Below are 21,339 nucleotides of genomic sequence, written 5' to 3' on the forward strand. Positions count from 1 at the left end.
AATTAAAATGATGGTTTCGGGCGCTTACAAGTCACTCGTCACGGCCGGATACACTGCTTTAAATCGAGTGAAGTAATCCATTAATTTTTGAAAATCCTGCTTCACAGTGCTTTGGTCGCCTTTTTTTAGGTTGTGCTCAATATCCTTAGCACACTCAGCCAGCAAAGTCAGGCCTAAAGTAAAGCCAGTTCCCTTTAATTGGTGCAAATGTGGTAAAATCTGTTCGTACTCCCCACTCTGCACCAACACTTGTGCTTCATCGAGAAGTTGAGTGACTTCCACCTCAAAGTCCTGATAGAGCTGCGCCGCAAATTCGGCGCCACCTAGTTGCCGAAGCTGTTCTATCACATCCAGGTCGATGAAAGGCGCTTCCGGCACGGCCGCCGGAACAGCTTCCACTACCACGGCCGCCGGCGTTGCAGAACCAGGTCGCATCATGGCCGGCCCCGCCGTTACCCAACGCCGCAACACCGAGTGCAGATCCTGGCTTTTCACGGGTTTGGAAACGTAATCGTCCATGCCTTCGCGCACGAACCGCTCGGCATCTTCCTTCATGGAATACGCCGTCATGGCCACTACGGGCGGGCAAGCGGCCCCCAGGCGGCGCCGGATTTCCTGCATGGCCGCTACGCCATCCATTTCCGGCATCTGAATATCCATGAACACCAAGTCAAACTCGGCCCCCGGCGCAGTGGCTTTGCTAATAGCTTCGAAGCCGTTGTCAGCCACGGCCACTTCGCAGCCTAGCTTGTCGAGCAAGCGGATGGCCACTTTCAGGTTGATCGGATTGTCGTCGACGAGCAATACGCGCGGCGCCGTATCAAAGCGGCTGATATCCGGAGCCCGCTCACGCGAAGCCAACCGCTCCTGCACTATCTCGTCTTCGTTGTAGGCCGCGCGGCAGCGGAGCGTAAACCAGAACGTGCTGCCGTCGCCTTCGTTGGAGAGCACCCCAATATCACCCCCCAGTAGTTCGGCCAATTGCTTGCTGATGGCTAGGCCCAGACCCGTGCCGCCAAAGGCCTTGGTTGGCGTAGTGTCGAGCTGCGTGAAGTTGGTGAACAATAGCTTGGCATTTTCCGTGGAAATGCCAATGCCCGAGTCTTGCACCGCGATGCGCAGTTTGTACTCGTCGTCCTCACGCCGATCCGTGGACACGATGATGCTTACCGTGCCCTGCGCCGTAAACTTGATGGCGTTCGAAGTAAGATTGCTTAGAATCTGCAACAACCGGGTTTCATCGCTCACAATAAAGCGCGGCGTATTGGGCGCAATCAAGTACGAGAACGTGAGGCGCTTTTGTTGGGCCCGGTTGGCAAACAGTGAATGGATCTTCTCGAGCGTGTAGTGCAAGTCCATGCCCTCCTCATTGAGTTGCAGCTTGCCCGCCTGAATCTTGGAGAGGTCCAGAATATCATTTAGGATGGCCAACAGCGCGTCGCTGGACTTGCGCAGGGTGTCTACATACTCTTCTTGCTCCTCACTGCTTACCGTTTGGTGTAGCAAGTCAATCATGCCGATGATGCCATTCATCGGCGTCCGCAATTCGTGGCTCATGTTGGCCAGGAACAACGTCTTCGCTTCGAGCGCCGATTCGGCTTCATCTTTAGCCCGCCGCAGATCTACTTCCATGCGCTTCAGCCCCGTTACGTCGCGTCCGATGCCTTCGGTACCTTCCGTACCGTCAGCCACCGCTCGGGCATTTACCAGCATGCTCACGCCGTGGCCCTGCTTATGGCGCATCTCAATTGGGAAGTTGCTGGCCTTGCCTTGGTCCCGAATTATGCGTAACAGATTGTCGCTCTCTTCTGGGCAAGTATAGAAGTTGGAAATGAGGGTGCCTATCACTTCCTCCGGTGTATAACCCAGTATATCCACCACCGAGGGGCTAATCAGCGTCAATACACCATTCTCGTCGGTGCGGTAATACACATCTTGGAACGACTCGAAGATGGCGCGGAATTTTTCTTCCTGCGCGGCCAACTCTAGCTGCGAGTGTTTTTTGTCCGTGATATCGTGGGCAATACCCGATATCTCCTCGAACGAGCCATCATCAAGATAAATCGGGTTGAGGAAGATCTCACGCCACGAGTCGGCGCCGCGGGCGTCTTGCAGGCGCACCTCGAAGCGCTGAGGTTGCCCCTGAAACGCCTTGCGATAGTTCTCGACAAACAGGTCGCGCGCATCTTCTTCCATCATGGCCAAGTCGGCCTGGAACAGGTTTACGTTCTGAGCCGGGTACACACCATTGCGACGCAGGAAGTAGGCAGCGTAGTTGCGATTGAAAGACGTGAGGCGCGAGTGCGTATCTACGGACCACATCAAGTGCGAGCCGCTCTCGAAGATGGCGTTCAAACGAGCGTTCTGCTTTTGAATCTGAACTTCGTTGCGCTTGCGCTCGATAGCCAGCGCTACTTGGTTGGAAATAAAGTGCAGAATCTCTAAGTCGGTCGGAGCGTAGGCATCAGCTTTGTGGTAGTCCTGCACGGTAATTACCCCAATGATGCGTTCCCCTATGCTCAACGGGGAGCAAAGCATCACTTCCGGGATCAGGCCGTACGCCGTGATAGTGCCATTGCCGATAAGCTCTTCCAACTCGCGCCGCAGCATGTACTGTGGCCGTCCCGTTCGAATAATATACTCCGACATGCCCGAGGAAAAGGGCCGCGACACGGCGCCGACTTCGCCCGGCGTATTCTGGTCTACAAAATAGGCAAACTGCAACTGCGTCCGCGCTTCGTCGCAGAGAGCGATGTAAAAGTTGTTGGTCTCGATGATCTTGCTTAGCTCCCGGTGAATGGCACCATAGAGGGAATGCAGATCTTTCGAGCTAATGGCTAAGTTGGCAATGCTGTAGTACACCTTCTGCAAGCGCTCCGCTTTGATGCGGTCGGTGATGTCGTGCAGAATGGCACGCGTGCTAACCGGCTCACTGTCTTGCCAGGAGCAGGAAATGGAGCCGATTAAGTGAACGGGCTTGCCAGTTTTGGTAAGGAATACGGTTTCGAGCTTGTTGACCTTCTCGCCCTTGTACAGGTTGCGCAACTGGTAGAGCAGCTTGGCTTTGTAGTAAGGGTGCACCACATCCGAAAGGCTGAGGTTGGGCAGGTCCTCGTCGCTGTAGCCGAGCTTTTCTTTCCAGGCTTTATTAACAAACAAAAGCCGGTTGTCGATGCTCAGGTTCTGAATAAGATCGTGCGCGTTGTCGAGGAAGTCCTGGAGGCGGTTGCGGTTGTCAGTGAGGGCGCGGGCCGCCACATGGCGCTCGGTGAAGTCGCGCCCAACCAGGAAGATGCCCGTAATATTATTGGCGGCATCATGCGAAAACTCGGCATGCCAGTGCACCATACGCGCCTGACCATTTTTGGTCAGCAACGAACGTTCATAGAAATCTTGTAGCCGCTCTTCTCGAATGCAAGTTAAGAACGACTGAAACCGTAAATCACGCTCGGCCGGTGGCGAGAAAAGAGTATGGTATAGTTGTCCCGTAACTTCTTCGCGGCTATATCCCGTGAATTCCAGAAAAAAATCGTTGGCATCTACTACAAAGCCTTCGCGGTCGAGGAGCACATAGCTCAGCGTAGTGCGCGAAAGCAAGTCGCGCAGTTGCTCTTGGGTGCGGTCGAGCACGAGCTGCTGCACCTCGGTTTCGGCGGGCCGACCGGCTGGTGAAGTTTCGCGCAACCCAAGCAGAACCTGCGCTTGGCCGTTGGGTAAGGCCAGCCGGCGCAGGGTGAGTTGAGCCGCCAAAACCCGCTGGTTAGGACGACGCGCCTGCCAAGGCCGTGACGCTTCTTTGCCGGTGCGGGCGGTATACCGAATAGCTTCGCGCAACGTAGCTTCGGTGTGCCACTGCCCGTTGATGGTAGTAGGCACGGTTAAGGCCATCAGGCCATTGGTCTGCAAGTCGGTGCGGCTGATGCCGAGCAGATGCAATGCCGCTTTGTTGCAGTCGACTAAGCTGCCTTGCTCGTTGTAGAGCAACTGGGCATCGTAGGCATCTTCAAACAGTGCGCGGTAGAAGTCTGTCGGCATGGCCACGGCCGCAGTTGACGTCGGAGCAGCAGAATTAGGCATCAGGGTGAAGAAGGGCTAAAACAGGAGCAAACACGAAACTCCTGTTGGGGCCGGGTTTAACCCCTAAATTTGACGAAAATATCCCGAACCTCCGCGATTCTACCTACTGATATCATCGGGAAGTTGCGCGGCGTGTACTATGACTGCTATGCGCTTGTACTTTACCGTTACAACTGATCTTAACTATGACCAGCGCATGCAGCGAATCTGCGGTAGTCTGGCAGCGGCGGGGTACGACGTGCGGTTGATTGGGCGGCAGTGGAGCAACTCGCGGCCACTCGCCCCACAGCCTTACTACCAGCATCGCCTAAGGTGTTGGTTTCAGCGCGGCAAGTTGTTTTACCTTGAATATAACGTGCGCCTGCTGCTGTATCTGCTACCGCGCCGCGCCGCCGTATGGTGCGCCATCGACTTGGATACGGCCGTGCCAGTGTGGCTGCGGGCACGCCTAGGAGGGCAGCCCTTTGTTTATGATGCGCACGAGCTATTCACGGAAGTGCCCGAAGTGGTAGCGCGCCCGGCAGTGCAGCGCGCGTGGCGGCAGGTGGAGCGTTTTATCGTGCCCCGCGCCGACTTGGTTTACACCGTCGGGCCCGCATTGGCACGGGTATTCGAGGAGCGCTACGGCCGGCCGGTAGAGGTGGTGCGCAACATCAGCCGGTTACTTGATGCGGCCTTGCCGCCAACTTCGGCGCCGCCCGCCGCCGGCTACATTCTGTATCAGGGCGCGCTAAACGCGGGCCGAGGGCTGGAGGCCTTGCTAGAAGCCATGCCGCAGGTGGCGGGCCGGCTGGTTGTTTGTGGGGAAGGCGACTTATCAGAAAGTCTGCGGGTGCGGGCGGCAGCGCTGGGCCTGCTGGCCAGCGGACAGGTGGAGTTTCGCGGCTTTGTGCTGCCCGATGCCTTGCGCGAAGTGACCCAGGAAGCGGCATTGGGGGTGATGTTGTTGGAAAACCAAGGCCTAAGCTACTACTACTCCCTGGCCAACAAGTTTTTCGATTATCTGCACGCTGGCATCCCGCAGGTGGTCGTGGACTTTCCGGAGTACCGCGCCCTCAACGACCAATACGAGGTTGCCGAAATCGTGCCTAATCTAGAGCCGGCTACCCTAGCAGCTACGCTCAATTATTTGCTGCGCGACAATCCCGCCCGCTATCAGCAACTCGCGGAGAATTGTCGGCGGGCGCGTTGCGAGTTGAATTGGCAGCACGAGGAGCAGCATCTTGTGGCTCTATACGCGGGCTTGGTTGGGGGCAACTAATAGTATTTCACGCCGCCGAGTCACTCACTTTTCTTTGCTCTTGCACTCATGAGTACACTTTCCGAGCTGATAACTATTGTGGAAGCGGATCTGGCTGCGCAGTCCAAGCAGCCAACGCTAGTGGTGGTGGCGGGCCCTACGGCGGTAGGCAAAACGGCGCTTTGTGTGCAGTTGGCGCAGCATTTCCGTACCGAGGTAGTGTCCGCCGACTCGCGGCAGTTTTTTCGCGAGACAAGCATCGGTACAGCCAAGCCCACGGCCGCGGAAATGCAGGGCGTACCGCATCACTTCATTGATTCGCACAGCATAAGCGAAGACTACAGCGCCGGCCGCTACGAAGTGGACTGCCTGGCGCTGCTCGATACGCTGTTTCAACAGCACCGCATTGTGCTACTTACGGGTGGCTCTGGGCTCTACCTGCAAGCCGTTACCGATGGCCTCGATGAATTGCCTGCTGCTGACCCCGCAGTGCGCGTGCAGTTGCAGCAGGAACTTGCCACGCACGGTCTCGAACCACTGGTAGCAGAACTAGCCCACTTGGACCCCGTGGCCTACAACCGCATCGACCGGCAGAATCCGCAACGGGTTTTGCGGGCGGTGGAAGTGTGCCGCGCCACCGGGCAGCCATTTTCCAGCTTCCACACGGCCGGGCGCTCGGCGGCGGTACGTCCTTTTCGCGTTATAAAGGTGGCCCTCACGCGGGAGCGGGACGAACTCTACCAGCGCATCGACCAGCGCGTAGACCAGATGCTGGAAGCCGGCTTACTGGCGGAAGTGCAGTCGTTGCTGCCGTTCCGCCACCACAATGCCCTGCAAACGGTAGGATATCAGGAAATCTTCGGTTTTCTCGACGGCCTCCACGACTGGCCCGAGGCCGTGCGCCTACTCAAGCGCAACACCCGCCGCTACGCCAAACGCCAGCTAACCTGGCTGCGCCGCGACCCGGAATATCAGTGGCTGACGGTGAGCTAGTGCGTTTGCCGTTCGGCTTGCACGAATGATGCGTTCAAAAGAGCAGGCGCCTTATTGGGCCTTCTTGTTCGTTCAGTGTGTCTCACCAAGAGCGGCTGATTTGGAACTGAGCACCAGGTAAAATGTTGGCGCGGCTATCATTCTGCAAGGCCAACTTACCGCCCACTCGCCAAGTGCGAGCGTGGTCTATGGCAACATCCACATTCAGTGAAGCAAGGTAGCCTACGTGAAAGCCACGCTCATTCGAGGCGACGTAGGAAAACTCTAATTGGTTGGTGGATTGATTTAAGCTAAATCCACCGTACCTAAGCCCCTTCAAGTTCCCGTAGCCACCAAAGCCGCCAATCCCCACGCTAAATTCCACGGTCTTATTCACTCCAAAAGGCACCCAGTAAGCTTCTTGCTCCAGATTTACAGCCCGGTACGATTGTGGAATAACGTAGCCCCTACCAAAATCATAAGGCTGTGAGCCACTAATAACGGCCAGCCGAGAGCCTAGGCGCAGGTGGCGGCCAAACTGTGGCGCGTATTCAAGGTACATCTTCACTACGCCATAGTCACCGGAACCATTCAAGCAACTGCCCAACCCCAGACGAAACAGTGCCGGGCGGTGCATAGAAGCCTCGGGAACTGATTGGGCGCACGCAGAATACGAGGTAATGCCAAGCAGCGCGGCAACAACGGAAGGCAAGCGTAGAGAATAAGGCATAATGACACAGTATAGCGGCGAGAAGGATGGCAGCCAAGCCATACACAAAAGAGGCGGCAGCTAACCCGAAGGTTGGTTGCCGCCTCTTTTTTCAACGAGTTGTAAATTTACACGCTGAGAATTTCCACCATGCGCATGAAGCTCTGGTTGATCAGCTTTTTCTTGTGAATGGTATCGCTGAAAGGCGTGTACACCAACTGGCGGTTCATGATGCCGGCCATGACGTTGCGCATCCCGTTAAGCAACCCCTCGACGGCGGCAATACCAATCTGGGAGGCCAGCATTCGGTCGGCGGCGGAAGGAGCCCCACCCCGCTGAATATGGCCGATAACCGTTACGCGGGTATCAAGCTGCGGAATAGCTTCTTTCACGCGCTGGGCTACTAGCTGCGCATTGCCTTCCACTTCGCCTTCCGCCACAATTACAATAAACGAAGTCTTGGAGCGCTGCCAGCTTTCCTGCAAGGTTTCAATTACCGATTCTGTCGACATTTGAGTTTCCGGTACCATCACAATTTCGGCCCCGCCACCAATGGCGCACGGAATGGCAATGTAGCCGGAGTCGCGGCCCATTACTTCCACAAAAAAACACCGGTCGTGCGAGTCGGCTGTGTCGCGGATCTTATCAATGGCTTCGAGAGCCGTATTGACAGCCGTGTCGTAGCCGATGGTGTAGTCAGTGCCGAAAAGGTCGTTGTCGATGGTGCCGGGGGCCCCAACGGTGGGAATACCGAACTCCTGCTCGAAAATGGTGGCTCCCGTGAACGTGCCGTTACCACCAATGGCTATTAAGCCCTCAATCCCGTTGTTAACTAATTGGTCGAAAGCCTGCTGCCTTCCTTCCTTGGTTTGAAATTTTTGGCTGCGCGCCGATTTAAGAATAGTACCTCCCTTTTGGATGGTATTGGACACGGAAGCCGAATCCAGCCGAACAAACTCACCCTTGATCATGCCACTGTAGCCGCGCATGATACCGTACACTTCAATGCCGTGGTAGACGGCTGTGCGCACGACAGCTCGGATGCAGGCATTCATACCCGGCGAGTCGCCGCCGCTGGTGAAAACTGCGATACGTTTCATCATAACTCTTATGCTTCAGAAGGCGCCTGGTGGAAACCCGACGCACGGAACGGGCAAAGGTGGTAAATCGTTAGCAAATGACCGCCCGGTTTCTGAATTGGGCTCTGTTAAATTTCCTAGCTTTAATACGACTATTTTGTTTTCACTTGCGTAAGCGACTTATTGGAAACCAGCGCACGGTCGAGTATCTTACCACTCGCCGTTGCCAATAAATGGCTTTCGTGCTCTCGTTCTTTCTTCCCCGTTCCCTCCTATAGTCCCTCCTTTATGTTCGGTTTTTTTGAAAATGAGCAGACTCGGAAAGTAAAAAGTCACATCCAGAATCTGGCTGCGCTGGCCAAAGCCGATGGTCATCTTGATGAACGGGAAATGAGCTTCATTGTGACAGTAGGCAAGCGAAATGGCATGCGAGCAGATCAAATTCGCTCTATCGTAGCCAACAGTGATTTGAACCGGCTAGTAGTGCCCGACAACGATTCGGAGCGTTTCGACCAGATATTTGACATGGTTGACATGATGCTGGCCGACGGCATTGTCGACGATACCGAAATGGATTTTTGCACGATTATGGCCGAAAAGCTGGGCTTCCGCAAAGATGTTGTGGGGGTACTGGTCAAGAAAATTTCGCAAGGTGTGAAAGATGGTATGGATCGGGAAGTAGTTAAATCCGATACGCAGGCGTTTCTGAAGAAAGCATGCGGATAGGGCGCTAGCATTTCTTGATCTCTCAGAACCGGGCGGCCGTGGCCAACATCTCTCGCAGACGTTGGCCACGGCCGCCCGGTTTATTTGATCTAATTATTTGCTATCCACAAACAAACGCCACCGCTCGCAGCAAGGCCGCGCAGGCAGCATCAATTTCGGCGTCGGTGATGATGAGCGGTGGGGCCAAACGCAGTGAATTGTCGCAGAAAAGAAACCAGTCGGTTAAAATACCTTCCTGCCAAAGCGCCCGGTCGATGATGGGCTTAAGCACCTCGAACGAATCAAACTCGACGGCCATGAGCAACCCACACCCGCGTACTGCCCGAATGGCCGGGTGCACCAACTGCCGCCGAAAACGAGCGGCCTTTTCAACCACTTCCTCCAGCAGGTTCTCTTCCTGAATAACGCGCAAGGTGGCCAACGAAGCCGCGCACGACACGGGGTGGCCACCAAAAGTGGTGCAGTGCCCCAGAATGGGGTTGGTTTTGAAACCCGCCATGATTTCCTGCGAGGAAATAAAGGCCCCAATGGGCATGCCCCCGCCCATGCCTTTGGCACACACCAGAATGTCGGGTGTGACGCCGAACTGCTCGAAAGCCCAGAAGGTACCCGTCCGCCCGAATCCACACTGAATTTCATCGAGAATCAGCAATGCACCTACGTCGGTGCAGCGCTGGCGCAGGGCCGGCAGGTAGCCTGGCGCGGGCACCCGCACCCCCGCTTCGCCTTGCACGGTTTCGATAACGACGGCCGCCGTGTGCTCATCAATCAGCAGCAGATCGTCGAGCTGGTTGTAGCGGATATGGCGCACATCAGGAAGTAAGGGGCGGTAGCTGTTCTTGAACCCTTCTGACCCAGTGATACTTAGCGCGCCGTGCGTGGAACCATGGTAGGCATTGAAGCTGGAAACGAAGCCGGTGCGGCCGGTATGGCGTTTGGCCAGCTTGAGGGCCCCTTCAATGGCCTCGGTGCCGGAGTTGGTGAAGTACACGCTGTCGAGGTGCGCGGGCAGAGTTTGGTGCAAGGCGTGGGCCAGCCGGGCGGGGGGGGCCTGCACCAGCTCGCCGTACACCATCAGGTGCAAGTATTTGTCGAGCTGGTCTTTGATGGCCTCGATGACGCGCGGGTGGCGGTGCCCCACATTGCTGACGCCGATGCCGGAAATTAAATCGAGGTAACGCTGGCCTTCCGGACCGTACATATACACGCCTTCGGCCCGCTCGATTTCGAGGAGCAAAGGGAAATCTGAGGTTTGGGCTTGGTGGCGCAGGAAAAGCTGGCGGGGAGTGAGCATGCAACAAAGGTAGGGTAGCAGTAGCCTGAAACAGATTTCAGCTCAACTCCGTGCTGCCGACCAAAGAAAAAAGGCTGCCGAAGCAGCCTTTTTACAATCAGTTTGCAACGCCGGTGCCGGGCCCCGCTGGTGGCCCACCGGGGCGGTCGGCCACTCGGCGGAGCACTTCTTTGGTGAACTGGCGTTCCGCTTGAAACAGCGTACCCACCTGCCGGATGGAAAGCATTTTCTGGAACTTGTTGAAGTAGTTCTTCTCCAGGTCCACCTCTTGCTGGCGCAAAGCGAAAACCTTGGCTAGATTGTCTTTGATTTGCGCGTCGGACAACGCATTCTGGTCGTCGGTGCGCAATTTGCGCATGTTGTGGTACAGCTCTCGGCGCTTAGCCGAATACTCGTTGTATACGGGCCAGAAGCGTTGAGCTTGGTCCTGAGTCAGCGAGACTTTCTCGGTGATATAAGCAATCTTAGCGTTTTCGAGCTGGCTCATGCGGCCTTGCTTGCCGCCCGTACCGGGCTGGGCCACGGCGGGTAAGGCTGCCAGCAAGCAAAGCAGTAGCAAACTACGGAACAGAGGTTTCATGGAGCAAATAGGATGAGTCGGTGACAAAATGCGGATTACAGATAAGTGTCTTCGGTGGGTTGCGCGTCCAACACTTCCTGTAATTCGTCGGGAGAGACGTGCAAGTAGGTTTCGGGGAGAGCCTGCTCGGTGACAGGCAATTCAGCTAAATCAGTGAGGGTTACGGGTAACTCACTGGCTAGCAAATATTCCACCATTTCGGTGCGCGGCACTACGGCCAGATCGGTGGGGCGAGCAGTGGTTGCGGTCAGGGAATTTTCACTTACAAGAAAGGAGCCAACAAAGCCGCTCAACACTACGCCAGCGGCCAAAGCCGTGCGCAAGGGTGCCGGTAAAGCTGTTAGCCAGCGCAGACCTGCCCAACCGGTATCGGCCGAGGCGGGCTGTACTCGTTGCATCACCTGCATGGGCAGGCGCTCGAAGTAGCCGTCCGGCGGCGGAGCCAACGGCTGTGGCCGGCGCGGGTGTTCATCCAGACGAAAAGGGGTTTTCATAATGGGTTAGAGACGGCAAAGGCCTCAAGGTTTAATTAACTACGCACATTTCGGATTAAGTCGGATGCTGCCAGTGCTTTTCTATTGTCAGCCTAGAACCTGCTGGCCATTCACAAAATCCAACTTAATCCGCTTCACTCGGTGGTCATATACTGTTCTATTTTTTTGGCGGCGTGATGATAAGAGGCTTTTAAGGCCCCCACGCTGGTTCCCGTCACTTCGGCCATCTGCTCGTAGGGCATCTCGTCGTAGTAGCGCAAATTGAAAACCAGACGTTGTTTGTCGGGTAGCTTGAGGATGGCTTTCTGCAACCGCAGCTCAATATCGTCGCCGGCTAGGCTGGGGTCGGCCTCCATCTTGGCGGCCAGCTCCGCCCCGACGTCGTTGAGGGGAAGAAAGAACTTGCGCCGTTTGCTGGCCAGAAAGCTCAAGCATTCGTTGGTGGCAATGCGGTAGATCCAGGTGTAGAGGGAGGCGTCCTGCCGGAAGGTTGAGAGGTGCTTCCACACCTTGACAAACACATCCTGCGTCAAGTCGTCGGCATCATCGTGGTCGACGACCATCTTGCGAATGTGCCAGTACACTTTCGTTTGGTACTTGCGCACCAGCTGGTTGAAGGCCACGTTGCGCGCGGCCGGATCGGCAAACTTGGCAAGGATGTCTTGGTCTTCCAAGCAGGTGAGGTGGGTTAGGAACGGCGTATTGGTGAATTAGATGAGCTTGGGAGCAACAAGTTTAATAGGCGCAAGAGTGAGTGTGCGCTTGCTAGTTGCCGCGGCCTTGCAAGTAGCTAATCGGCTTGCTCTTACACCCGTGCCAAGTTCTTGAAAATAGTGCAGCTAAACGCTCCAGCTATCGGCTAAAGCAGGCCGGCATTTTAGAGTTGGCTTGCTCACGGTGTGCTGAAGGCTACGCCTACCGTCACGTTGGTGTTGTCGTTGGGTTTGCCTTCTAGCACGCGGCTTTCGTGGGTGTAGGTGTAGCTGGCCGTAATGGCAAAGCGGGCCGTAAAGTGCAGGGCCAGCGTGGTAAGCTGATTGATGCGGTAATCTTTAAAGCCTTCGAGGTTGGGCTGGTAGAACGTAGTGGAGTTAAGGGCAAGCACACCCTTCGAGTAGGCCACGCGCAGCCGCAACGAACTGCGCGAAACCATGCGCTGGCTACCGTCTTGGAAGTAAGTGGCCTCCCGAATGAAAAGGTTGCTCACCGATACCTCGCGCCCCAGCGTATCGGTGTAAAAGGCCCAACCCGGCCCCACACCGAGCTGAATTCGGTGGTCGATGCCGCGCAGGTTGCTGCGTTCGTAGCCCCCAATACCATAGGCCCGAAAGTGACTGAGCCGGTAGTAAGGCGTGGCATTAAACAAAAATTCTCGCTCTTTCAATAGCCGATCCTGCTTGCCGTAAGTGAAGCTGCCATTCACGGGCGCCCCGAAATGCTGGCCCCGCAGAAACGTAACGGCATGCGTGGTGGCCAGCAAAGTTCGGTTGACACCGCCCGAGGTGTACTGGCCGGTAAGCTGCCCAGCGTAACGAATAACGGTGGTATCGGGCTGTTGAGCACGCGCGGGTACCAAACAGAGCAACCAAAGCAATGCGGTACCAGACAAAGAAAATAATAAACGCATCAAATAAACGTAGAAGCCAGCGCAAGCAGTAGGAATGCGGAAAGGGCTGGGTTTGAAATGAAAAGAGTATAGCCGCCTGCCAGAGTGGATTTTTTGCGGCCACTCAGTATACTCTACACGTCGAATTTCTTCGTTGCTTGCAAGTTGATATACTTATTGCTGCTCATGCGTTTCTTGTTGGTCTTGTTGTTTTGGCTGTTGTTGGTGCCGTCGGCCTGGGCGCTGCGGATTCGGGAGTTTCGCCAGGTAGGCACCACGGCCCCGGCGCGCTTCCAGAAGCTGGAGCTAGGAGTGGCCCTGGCAACGGCCCCGGTTGGCAACCCATACGATCCGGACGAAATTACGGTGCGCGCCGAGTTTGTTTCGCCCCAGGACAGCGTGTATCAGGTGCCGGGCTTCTGGTATCAGGATTTCAAGCGGTGTACCACTTGCGCGCCCTTTCCGCGGCAGAGCGCTACCGATACCTGCTTGTATTGCCTCACTTGTCCCGAAGACCCGAAGTATCTTACGTCGGTGGCCACCCGGTTGCCTTGGCGCATTCGGTTTGCGCCGCCTACGGCCGGGCGCTGGAGCTACCGAATCGTGGTAAATCGCAACGATTCTACCATCTACGGGCCAGTTACGTACGTGACGGTGGCCGCCTCCACCAATCCGGGCTACATAGGGAAGCACCGCAACGGGCGCAACTTCGCGTACCCAGATGGCCGCGTGTTTTTCCCGCTGGGAATGAACGTAACCGGCTATTGGATTGAGGGGCCGTACACCCGCTTGCCGTACCGCGATGCGCGGGTAGCCATTGAGCGCATAGCTGATAGTGGCGGCAATTACGGCCGCATCTTCATGACGCCCACCTTATTTGGGATAGAAGGACCCGGCGACCTGCCTGGCCGCTACGATGCCCGCCAAAACAGAGCCTACGACTTCGATGAGTTGCTGGAATACGCTGCCAAGCGCCGGGTGTACCTGCAAGTGGCCCTTATGACGCCCGACGAGCTAACCGACAACGCCGAGTTTGGACATAATTGGCTGCTCCATCCCTACCAAAAACTGCTGCCCCCCAATACGCAGTCGTCTAAGTTCTTCACCGACTCCCTATGCCGGCAGCTGCTGCGGCAGCGTATCCGCTACATTATGGCTCGCTGGGGCTACTCAACCGCCTTCTTTGCCGCCGAGCTTATGAATGAGCTTGATGGCTACCGGCCAGCCGCTCCGAATGAAACCTATTGGGACGGGGACAACCCACGCAACATACGCCAGTGGACCGACGAGATGCTAGGCTACGCCCGTACGCTAGCCCCGCAGCACCTGTATACCGTGAACATGGGCTACGCCTTTAGTAGCTTCCATACCCGCGACACGGCCGTGGCACTGTACTCTTCCCCGCAGGTGGACTTTGTGCAAGACCATTACTATAGCTCCGACTTGAACGTGGAACACCAGGAGGCTTTTTTGGCCCGGCGAGCGGCAGCTTTGTTTCCTGGTAAGCCCTACCAGCTGGCCGAGTTTGCTATGGCCCAAGAAAACCAATGCTGGTACGGCACCTCCAGCTTCACCGCCAAGCGCTACCCGCGCAATGTTCTCTTCCACGACCTCAACGAGCTACATAACACGCTTTGGTCCTCAACCTTCAACGGCTCGGGCGGCACGGCCCTGTACTGGTGGGCCAACCAGGTATTTGGGCTCTGCCAAGGCGGGCAATATCATTACTTCCGGCCGCTGAACCGGTTTTTGTCGGACTGCCCAATTTTCGAGGAAGTCAACGAGCCTATTGCCAGTCCGTGCCCTGGGGTTACGGGTCCCAAAGACGTCGTACACTCGCCCACCACCCCCGGCAATTGCATTCCGGTGTGGGCCAGTGGCAAAGAGGACGCCGAAAACCCGGCTTTCGTGCCTTCCGGAGTTTCCACTTCGGATGCCGCTTTGGAAGTATTCGCCTTGCGCAGTCCGGCGCGCGTGGTAGGGTGGGTGCACAACCGCAACAACTATTGGTACAAGCTGCCGCATCTGGCCGGCTCGTATACCAGCCCGGCGTATTGCGCGACCCTCAACGACAACCAGCCCACCACGCCCGACAGTATTCCGGCGCTAATCGGGGGGGAAGTAACTGTCCTGAACGTGACGCGCCCCGGCCGCTACAAGCTGGAGTTTTTCAGCACCTACCCGTTCTACGACCTTAATCGGGATGGTAAAGACGAGCAGGGGGGAGTTATTGCGCAGTTCACCAGCGAAGTACAGGCCGCCGATGGCAAGCTCACCTTTACGGTGCCGCCGCTCCGGCCCTTGGGCTCCCCGCCCTACGCACCCGATTATGGTTTCAAAGCAACTTGGCTGCCCGAGCCCGCAGCGGTGCCGAAAGCCCCGGCGAAGACCACCCGGAAAGCGCCCCCGAAAAACGCCTCGAAAGTGCCGGTGAAGGTTGCCCCGAGAGTGCCAGTGAAGACCACCCCGAAGACGCCAACCAAGAAAATGAATGCTGCTGGTAGATTCTTTATTCATAAGCCGGGCGCTGACCTATGGAAATGAATATTCAGATATGCTATTTTTAGGCGCCAACCACGCCTACTAGCTATGAGCAACATGATTCAGTTTGTCGCCAACCACGACGACCTCTCCACCGACAAAGGGTTTCAGTTCAAGTTCTATTGCGACAAATGCCGCAACGGCCACATGTCGCGCTTCCAGCCGAGTGCGGTTGGCATTGCGGGGAGCTTGCTTAATGCAGCGGGCAGTTTGTTTGGGGGCATGTTTCATGAGGCCGGCAACGCGGCCTACCAAGTGCAGCGGGCAATTGGAGGAAAAGCCCACGACGAAGCCCTGGAAAAAGCGGTGCTCGAAGGCAAGCAGTATTTCAAGCAATGCACCCGCTGCGGCCATTGGGTGTGCCCTGACGTGTGCTGGAACTCCAAGGCAGGCCTCTGCGAAGACTGCGCCCCCGACGAGCACGAAGAGCTAGCCGCCCAACAAGCCCTCGCCAGCCGCGAGCAGATCTACACCAAAACCCGCGCTCAGGACTATACCAAGGAACTGGACTTTCTGAACCGGGGCGGAATTGTGCAATGCCAAAGCTGCAACGCCAAACTTAACCCCAGGCAAAAGTTCTGTCCTCAGTGTGGCACTCCGAACGCGGCTGTTGCGCCAACTAAGGAAAAATTCTGCGTGAACTGCGGCGGCGCCATGAAAGCCGATCAGCGATTCTGCGTCGAATGCGGCACCAAACAGTAAAAGCGCCGACAGAGCACCGCACAGCGTGCTATTTCAATCTGGCAGTCAACCAGCCACCGGCTCAGCTGGATAGACCTGTCTATCTCGACACTAGCACTAGCGTTTTTAGTTGCCAGAAAAGTAATGTAGCTAGTTTGCTTCCTAGCATCACAAAAGTGCGTATTGAGCTAACAGAAGCCCTTTTATAGGTGGAGGGAAAAAAACAGCCATGAACCTGGATAGCGAATTTCGAGGATTGCCCGTGGAGGAAGCAGTTTTCTACGCGCGCTTAGGCTTGCAGTTGGAATTGTTTACGATGGCCGATATCAGCGACTGGGTCGATGAGGTGCTGCTACGCGAAGAAAGCCCGGATAGCTTCTTCCTTGAATTTTACCGCGTCTTGCACACAAGCAAGCCGGAAGTGCCGGCGTACCTCAAAAACTTGTTTCCCGGCGCTTTCTTTTCAGTGCGACCTGCTGTCGGTTGGCTGCACCGGCAGTTTACCACCAATACGTGGCCATTGAGTCAACTCATCAGGTCGCTCTACCGGCTGCGAACGTTGGTGAGAGCTGACACAGAAGTGGGATGGATTTATGGTTTGGCTGCTGATTACGACCGAGCGGTTGCCACGGGCCCAGAGCTGATGCTGGAGGTAGAGCAAGAAACTGAAGCGTTTCTGGCTTGTTACCAAGACTATACGTTTGGCAACCGCCCTTACTGGCGGAGCCTAGACGTATTGCTAGAGCAACGATTGGCTAATCTTCGTTATGAATGATGGAGGCATAAGAGTATGGCATTGAGTTACTGCTTTCTCACAGCTTGAATCTAGCGGCGTAGTATCAGTTCGTGAATGCGATATATGAACTCAGACAAAAGCCTCTGCTACAACGAAAGTAGCAGAGGCTTTTAAGGTGATTTTCAACCTGTTTACTACTTCCGGCGCGCCATAACTTTCTCAACAGCCCGCACAATAGCGGCTTCGTTGAGCTGGTATTTTTCCATCAGCTGGTCGGGGGTGCCGCTTTCGCCAAACGAGTCGTTGACGGCTACCATCTCCAACGGCAGGGGTTCTTCGCGCGCCAGCAACTGCGCGATAGAGTCGCCGAGGCCGCCGTTCATTTGGTGCTCTTCGGCCGTTACCACGCAGCGTGTCTTGCGCACCGACTCCAGGATCAGCTGCGCATCCAGAGGCTTGATGGTGTGGATGTTGATGATTTCAACGTTGATGCCTTTGTCGGCCAGCAACTTGCCCGCCAGAACGGCCTTCCATACCAAGTGGCCCGTGGCGAAGATGCTCACGTCGGTGCCTTCGTTGAGCACCACGCCTTTACCGATTTCAAACACCTGATCGGCGGGGGTGAAATTGGGAACGACGGGGCGACCGAAGCGCAAATACACCGGGCCTTCGTAGTCGGCAATGGCCAAGGTGGCGGCTTTGGTTTGGTTGTAGTCGCAGGGGTTGATGACGGTCATGTGGGGCAGCATTTTCATCATGCCCACGTCTTCCAGAATCTGGTGCGTAGCGCCGTCTTCGCCAAGCGTAAGTCCCGCGTGGGAAGCACAGATTTTCACGTTTTTATTGGAGTACGCAATGCTCTGCCGAATCTGGTCGTAGACGCGGCCCGTGCTGAAGTTGGCGAACGTGCCCGTGAAAGGAATCTTGCCACCAATGGTGAGGCCGGCCGCTAGGCCCATCATGTTGGCTTCAGCAATGCCCACTTGGAAAAACCGCTCAGGATTGTCCTTGATAAAGGCGTCCATCTTGAGCGAGCCTACCAAGTCGGCACACAAGGCTACTACGTTGGGGTTGATTTTGCCTAGCTCGTGCAAGCCCGCGCCAAAGCCGCTGCGGGTGTCTTTCGATTCGGTGTAAGGGAAATCGTTCATGTATGAGGGTTGGAGAGTGTATTCTTGTTTCTTGTATTCTGCCCTCGTCAGGACGACGGGCAGGTTGACTTGTCTACTGAAATATTCTGCCGCTCGCGCCACTGCAAACCCTGCGGCAACTCGGCGGCGCTGAATTCCAGGTGAATGACGCGCCGTGGACGGGTACTGGTGCTGCGGTTAGAGGCGTGAAGCGTCAGTGGTTTCATGAGCATCACCCCGCCAGCAGGCACCGCACAGGTTACCACATGCGGCGTGTGGGTTGGGTGCTGGTCATTTGGAATCACGCCGCACTGGTGGGAACCGGGAACCACTTTCAGCGCGCCATTGGTAGCGTCGCAGTCATCAAGATGAAGCCGGATAGTTATGATACTTTCCAAGATTTGGCGGGGTGGCAGCACAGTTGTCTCGCCTTGTTTGGTGGTCCAAGGGCCATAACCGGGCAAGTCGAGCTGGCCGTCCACGGCTATCATCACATCCTGATGCCAAGCCACCAGCCAATTGGAGCCGGCGGGCTTATCAAAGTAAATAGCCTTGGTCAGGTGGGGCGCGCTATTGGGAAAAAGGACAGCCAATAAGTCCCGCAGCTTAGGCGTTAGCAGTTGCACTTGCAAGGCTGGAATTTCGCCGAGCAGGTTGCGGATGGCAAACACATCTTGACTGCGACGGAAATTAGGCGAGATAGTTTCGGCAGCTTCTACAGTGCGCAACAGCGCGGCAAGTTCTTCAACTGAGAAAACGTTGGGCAGTACGCTGTAACCGTCAGTGGCAAGTTGTTGGGCTCCTTGCTGGAATGCCGCTAAAGCTTTATCAGGATGATGCAACTGAGTGTGTTGTAGCGGCGCTTCGGCAAGCGTGGCGTGGCGGTTCTTGTTCATTCCCGATGATATCATTTGCCAAATAAACTCACCGAAGTGGTTTGACCGGGCCGGATAGTGAAGTTGCGCACATCGGTGAACTTGCTGCCGGTGGCGTTTTTGGTGCGGAACACCAAGCGGTAAGTGCCTGGCTGCATGGGCACGTTCACTTTGCTGCTGCCCCCATCCGAGAGGTTGTAAATCCAAGTCTGCGACTCGTCATCGTTGAGGCGGTAGATGCTGCCGTAGCCTTTTAAATCGGTGATGATGTTGAGGGTGCCGGGCGCAACGTAGGTGACAGCCGTTTCCTGCCCTTGCTTGATGGTGATGCGCCGAAGCTGGCGGGGCAAGGTCAGCAGTTCCACCTCGTAGTTGCCCGCCAGTAGCTTCTGCCGCGACCCGAAAGGCAGCGCCAACAGCGTATTCTCCTTATCAGCCTGCCGAATTACGGCTTGCACCGTGCCGTACGGGTTGCCCAACGTATTTGGACTTTGGAGCCACAGCGTGCCCTGGGGCGTCTTGTAAGTGAAGACGTTGGCCTTGCCAGGCTTGATGGGAAGATTTTGCTGGCGAACGGGCGGAACGGTATTAATAATCAAATCGTAGCTCTGTAGGGCGTCAACGTCGAGTACGTCGGGTTTGCCTTGGGCGTCGCGGTAGTGGATGTAGTTGAATTCGGGCTGCTCCGTGATGTTGTTGATGAAAGTCATGTTCACGTTCGACTCCACGGGTTTGCCGGCTTCATCGGTCAGGTTGATGGCCACGGTGGTTTTGGCCAGCGTCTGCGTTACTACATCATTAAGAATGGTGCGGAAGGTTTTTACATCAGACGCGTTGTAGTACTGCCCAAGGCATTCCAGTTGCTTACCAAACTCCTTTTCCGCCCCAATACCAATTACAAACGGCTTAAGGAACACGCGTTTGCGCTGCAACGCCAACGACGTAGCGCACGGGTCGCCTTTGCACGACTCCAACCCGTCGGTAATGAGAATCAACACGTTGCGCGCCGTGTTGTCGGTTGGGAAGTCGCCGGCTGACTGGAGCAGGGAGAAGGTGATGGGCGTGTTGCCTTTGGGGTCAATGGATTTGAGGCGGGTTTTGATGGCCTCCGCGTTTTTGGCCGCGAAAGGCACTTCCAACTTGGAGTCTTCGCAGTTGTTTTCCGACTTGTCGTGCAGGTGGCCGTAGGCCCGCAAGGCAAGTTCTAGGTTCGGGTACGTGTTCAGCGAATCCACCATCTTGGCCAGCAGGCTTTTGGCTACATCCATGCGTGGGCGGCCTTCCCAGGGCGCCAGCATCGAGCCCGAAGCATCCAGCAAAAACAGAATGCGCGTAACCCGTGGCTTTCCGGGCGGCACGTTCTGAGCGCGCAGCCCGGTTTCAACTCCGCAAACCAGCCACAACACCCAGCACAGAAGAACAGCTAACCGGCGCATCGAGAAAAACTAACTCTGGCCTTTCCTCTTGTTGATGGGCATGACAAGCGGCAATACAAAAGGAAAGGCCAGAACGCTTTGCAGTAGGAAAGAACTCTGTTAGTGCAACGCAACACCAGCCTGGCTTTGTATAAAAACAAAGCCATTATCAACTAGATAAACGCTTAGTAGTCGCTGGCCCGTTCTACGCTTAGTTGCTGCAAGGCTTTTTCCAGTTGCTCGTCGTTGGGAGCCACGCCGTGCCATTTGTGCGAGCCCATCATGAAGTCAACGCCGAAGCCCATCTGCGTATCCATCAGCACCATAATCGGCCGGCCCTGACCGAGCAGCGACTGGGCCTCTTCGAGGGTAGGCAGCAGCTTTTCGAGGTCGTTGCCGTCGGTTTCGAGCACGCGCCAGTTGAAGGCTTCGAACTTGGCGCGCAGGTCGCCGAGGCCACCGATTTTTTCGGTAGGACCGTCGATTTGCTGGCCGTTGCGGTCCACGAAGGCTATCAGGTTGTCGACTTTGTGGTGCGGAGCGTACGTGGCAGCCTCCCACACCTGGCCTTCTTCTAGCTCCCCGTCGCCCATGAGCACGAACACGGTCCGGTCGTCGCCGTTGAGTTTTTTGGCTTGGGCAGCGCCAATCGCAACGCTCAAACCCTGGCCCAATGAGCCGGAAGCCACGCGGATACCGGGCAGGTGCTCGTGGGTGGCCGGGTGGCCTTGCAACCGCGAGTTGAGCTTGCGGAAAGTAGCCAACTCACTTACCGGGAAGTAGCCCGAACGAGCCAGCACCGAGTAGAACACCGGCGAAATGTGCCCGTTGGAAAGAAAGAACAGGTCTTGCTCGATGCCGTTTAAGTCGAATGGCTCGGGGGTGTGCTTCATCACCTTGAAGTAGAGCGCCACCAGCAAATCGGTGCAGCCGAGCGAACCGCCGGGGTGGCCGGAATTGACGGCGTGCACCATGCGCAAAATGTCGCGCCGCACTTGGGAGGCAATCTGTTTTAGCTCCGCCACCGACTTGGTGGCTTCGGGCGTATGCGTTTCGGAAGAAGCAGCAAAAGACGTGTCCTGCGACATAGATTCAAATAGATGAAGTGAGGAGAGGAATCAAGCAAATGTAGGAAGTGGAAGAGCCACGTGGCCTTTCCGCTTCGGGCAGACGTAAGCCGGGCC

At 56.1% G+C, this 21,339-nt stretch carries 18 protein-coding genes; 6 read left to right on the top strand and 12 right to left on the bottom strand.

Translation table 11 applies throughout. From position 1 onward, the window contains the following. Positions 1-24: 24 nt before the first annotated feature. A complete protein-coding gene (locus tag ACFE7X_RS02090; protein WP_375434000.1) occupies positions 25-4,077 on the bottom strand; it encodes a PAS domain S-box protein in 4,053 nt (1,350 codons plus the stop codon). A 148-nt stretch (positions 4,078-4,225) separates the two neighbouring features. On the opposite strand from ACFE7X_RS02090, the gene ACFE7X_RS02095 reads away from it, so the two are divergent. Continuing rightward, positions 4,226-5,338, top strand: coding sequence for a glycosyltransferase (locus tag ACFE7X_RS02095; RefSeq protein ID WP_375434001.1), 1,113 nt, complete (start codon positions 4,226-4,228; stop codon positions 5,336-5,338). A gap of 48 nt (positions 5,339-5,386) precedes the next feature. Further along, the gene (miaA, locus tag ACFE7X_RS02100; RefSeq protein WP_375434002.1) at positions 5,387-6,310 is read left to right on the top strand and encodes a tRNA (adenosine(37)-N6)-dimethylallyltransferase MiaA; all 924 of its coding nucleotides are present in this window, start codon (positions 5,387-5,389) and stop codon (positions 6,308-6,310) included. Positions 6,311-6,392: 82 nt separating this feature from the next. On the opposite strand, the gene ACFE7X_RS02105 is transcribed toward miaA, so the two are convergent. After that, the gene (locus tag ACFE7X_RS02105) at positions 6,393-7,019 is read right to left on the bottom strand and encodes a hypothetical protein (RefSeq protein WP_375434003.1); all 627 of its coding nucleotides are present in this window, start codon (positions 7,017-7,019) and stop codon (positions 6,393-6,395) included. A gap of 107 nt (positions 7,020-7,126) precedes the next feature. Next, entirely contained in the window at positions 7,127-8,098 is a 972-nt protein-coding gene (pfkA, locus tag ACFE7X_RS02110; RefSeq protein WP_375434057.1) for a 6-phosphofructokinase, read from the bottom strand. Between the two features lie 267 nt (positions 8,099-8,365). Here pfkA and ACFE7X_RS02115 point away from each other — a divergent pair, with 267 nt between their 5' ends. Further along, a complete protein-coding gene (locus ACFE7X_RS02115; protein WP_375434004.1) occupies positions 8,366-8,803 on the top strand; it encodes a TerB family tellurite resistance protein in 438 nt (145 codons plus the stop codon). 100 nt (positions 8,804-8,903) lie between these two features. On the opposite strand, the gene ACFE7X_RS02120 is transcribed toward ACFE7X_RS02115, so the two are convergent. The 5 genes from ACFE7X_RS02120 to ACFE7X_RS02140 form a co-directional block, all read right to left on the bottom strand. Then, the gene (locus tag ACFE7X_RS02120; protein ID WP_375434005.1) at positions 8,904-10,097 is read right to left on the bottom strand and encodes an aspartate aminotransferase family protein; all 1,194 of its coding nucleotides are present in this window, start codon (positions 10,095-10,097) and stop codon (positions 8,904-8,906) included. 97 nt (positions 10,098-10,194) lie between these two features. After that, positions 10,195-10,677 (bottom strand): hypothetical protein, encoded by a 483-nt coding sequence (locus ACFE7X_RS02125; RefSeq protein WP_375434006.1) that lies wholly within the window; start codon positions 10,675-10,677, stop codon positions 10,195-10,197. Between the two features lie 35 nt (positions 10,678-10,712). After that, positions 10,713-11,171: a hypothetical protein gene (locus tag ACFE7X_RS02130; protein WP_375434007.1), complete on the bottom strand. Its 459-nt coding sequence runs from the start codon at positions 11,169-11,171 to the stop codon at positions 10,713-10,715. A gap of 134 nt (positions 11,172-11,305) precedes the next feature. Beyond that, positions 11,306-11,845, bottom strand: a complete 540-nt coding sequence (locus ACFE7X_RS02135; RefSeq protein ID WP_375434008.1) for an RNA polymerase sigma factor — start codon at positions 11,843-11,845, stop codon at positions 11,306-11,308. Between the two features lie 218 nt (positions 11,846-12,063). Further along, the gene (locus ACFE7X_RS02140; protein WP_375434009.1) at positions 12,064-12,798 is read right to left on the bottom strand and encodes a DUF481 domain-containing protein; all 735 of its coding nucleotides are present in this window, start codon (positions 12,796-12,798) and stop codon (positions 12,064-12,066) included. Positions 12,799-12,963: 165 nt separating this feature from the next. Here ACFE7X_RS02140 and ACFE7X_RS02145 point away from each other — a divergent pair, with 165 nt between their 5' ends. From ACFE7X_RS02145 to ACFE7X_RS02155, 3 genes are all read left to right on the top strand, one after another. Then, entirely contained in the window at positions 12,964-15,321 is a 2,358-nt protein-coding gene (locus ACFE7X_RS02145) for a DUF5060 domain-containing protein (RefSeq protein ID WP_375434010.1), read from the top strand. Between the two features lie 45 nt (positions 15,322-15,366). Then, complete coding sequence (locus tag ACFE7X_RS02150; RefSeq protein WP_375434011.1) at positions 15,367-16,020, top strand: zinc ribbon domain-containing protein; 654 nt, start codon at positions 15,367-15,369, stop codon at positions 16,018-16,020. A gap of 208 nt (positions 16,021-16,228) precedes the next feature. Then, complete coding sequence (locus ACFE7X_RS02155) at positions 16,229-16,774, top strand: hypothetical protein (protein ID WP_375434012.1); 546 nt, start codon at positions 16,229-16,231, stop codon at positions 16,772-16,774. A gap of 155 nt (positions 16,775-16,929) precedes the next feature. Here the strand turns inward: ACFE7X_RS02155 and ACFE7X_RS02160 are convergent, their stop codons facing one another. The 4 genes from ACFE7X_RS02160 to ACFE7X_RS02175 all read right to left on the bottom strand — a co-directional run bounded on the left by ACFE7X_RS02160 (position 16,930) and on the right by ACFE7X_RS02175 (position 21,243). Next, positions 16,930-17,886, bottom strand: a complete 957-nt coding sequence (locus ACFE7X_RS02160) for a transketolase family protein (protein WP_375434013.1) — start codon at positions 17,884-17,886, stop codon at positions 16,930-16,932. 47 nt (positions 17,887-17,933) lie between these two features. Further along, the gene (locus ACFE7X_RS02165; protein ID WP_375434014.1) at positions 17,934-18,761 is read right to left on the bottom strand and encodes a phytanoyl-CoA dioxygenase family protein; all 828 of its coding nucleotides are present in this window, start codon (positions 18,759-18,761) and stop codon (positions 17,934-17,936) included. An 11-nt stretch (positions 18,762-18,772) separates the two neighbouring features. Continuing rightward, on the bottom strand, positions 18,773-20,176 hold the full coding sequence (locus ACFE7X_RS02170; protein ID WP_375434015.1) for a VWA domain-containing protein: 1,404 nt from the start codon (positions 20,174-20,176) through the stop codon (positions 18,773-18,775). Between the two features lie 164 nt (positions 20,177-20,340). Then, entirely contained in the window at positions 20,341-21,243 is a 903-nt protein-coding gene (locus ACFE7X_RS02175; RefSeq protein WP_375434016.1) for a transketolase, read from the bottom strand. Positions 21,244-21,339 lie beyond the last annotated feature (96 nt).

This window comes from uncultured Hymenobacter sp. (genome assembly GCF_964242765.1).
GTDB lineage: Bacteria > Bacteroidota > Bacteroidia > Cytophagales > Hymenobacteraceae > Hymenobacter.

Excerpts from the sequence above, each read along its gene's own strand:
- ACFE7X_RS02090 (WP_375434000.1), bottom strand. The coding sequence starts at position 4,077 with ATGCCTAATTCTGCTGCTCCGACGTCAACTGCGGCCGTGGCCATGCCG.
- ACFE7X_RS02095 (WP_375434001.1), top strand. The coding sequence starts at position 4,226 with ATGCGCTTGTACTTTACCGTTACAACTGATCTTAACTATGACCAGCGC.
- miaA (WP_375434002.1), top strand. The coding sequence starts at position 5,387 with ATGAGTACACTTTCCGAGCTGATAACTATTGTGGAAGCGGATCTGGCT.
- ACFE7X_RS02105 (WP_375434003.1), bottom strand. The coding sequence starts at position 7,019 with ATGCCTTATTCTCTACGCTTGCCTTCCGTTGTTGCCGCGCTGCTTGGC.
- pfkA (WP_375434057.1), bottom strand. The coding sequence starts at position 8,098 with ATGAAACGTATCGCAGTTTTCACCAGCGGCGGCGACTCGCCGGGTATG.
- ACFE7X_RS02115 (WP_375434004.1), top strand. The coding sequence starts at position 8,366 with ATGTTCGGTTTTTTTGAAAATGAGCAGACTCGGAAAGTAAAAAGTCAC.
- ACFE7X_RS02120 (WP_375434005.1), bottom strand. The coding sequence starts at position 10,097 with ATGCTCACTCCCCGCCAGCTTTTCCTGCGCCACCAAGCCCAAACCTCA.
- ACFE7X_RS02125 (WP_375434006.1), bottom strand. The coding sequence starts at position 10,677 with ATGAAACCTCTGTTCCGTAGTTTGCTACTGCTTTGCTTGCTGGCAGCC.
- ACFE7X_RS02130 (WP_375434007.1), bottom strand. The coding sequence starts at position 11,171 with ATGAAAACCCCTTTTCGTCTGGATGAACACCCGCGCCGGCCACAGCCG.
- ACFE7X_RS02140 (WP_375434009.1), bottom strand. The coding sequence starts at position 12,798 with ATGCGTTTATTATTTTCTTTGTCTGGTACCGCATTGCTTTGGTTGCTC.
- ACFE7X_RS02145 (WP_375434010.1), top strand. The coding sequence starts at position 12,964 with ATGCGTTTCTTGTTGGTCTTGTTGTTTTGGCTGTTGTTGGTGCCGTCG.
- ACFE7X_RS02150 (WP_375434011.1), top strand. The coding sequence starts at position 15,367 with ATGAGCAACATGATTCAGTTTGTCGCCAACCACGACGACCTCTCCACC.
- ACFE7X_RS02155 (WP_375434012.1), top strand. The coding sequence starts at position 16,229 with ATGAACCTGGATAGCGAATTTCGAGGATTGCCCGTGGAGGAAGCAGTT.
- ACFE7X_RS02160 (WP_375434013.1), bottom strand. The coding sequence starts at position 17,886 with ATGAACGATTTCCCTTACACCGAATCGAAAGACACCCGCAGCGGCTTT.
- ACFE7X_RS02165 (WP_375434014.1), bottom strand. The coding sequence starts at position 18,761 with ATGAACAAGAACCGCCACGCCACGCTTGCCGAAGCGCCGCTACAACAC.
- ACFE7X_RS02170 (WP_375434015.1), bottom strand. The coding sequence starts at position 20,176 with ATGCGCCGGTTAGCTGTTCTTCTGTGCTGGGTGTTGTGGCTGGTTTGC.
- ACFE7X_RS02175 (WP_375434016.1), bottom strand. The coding sequence starts at position 21,243 with ATGTCGCAGGACACGTCTTTTGCTGCTTCTTCCGAAACGCATACGCCC.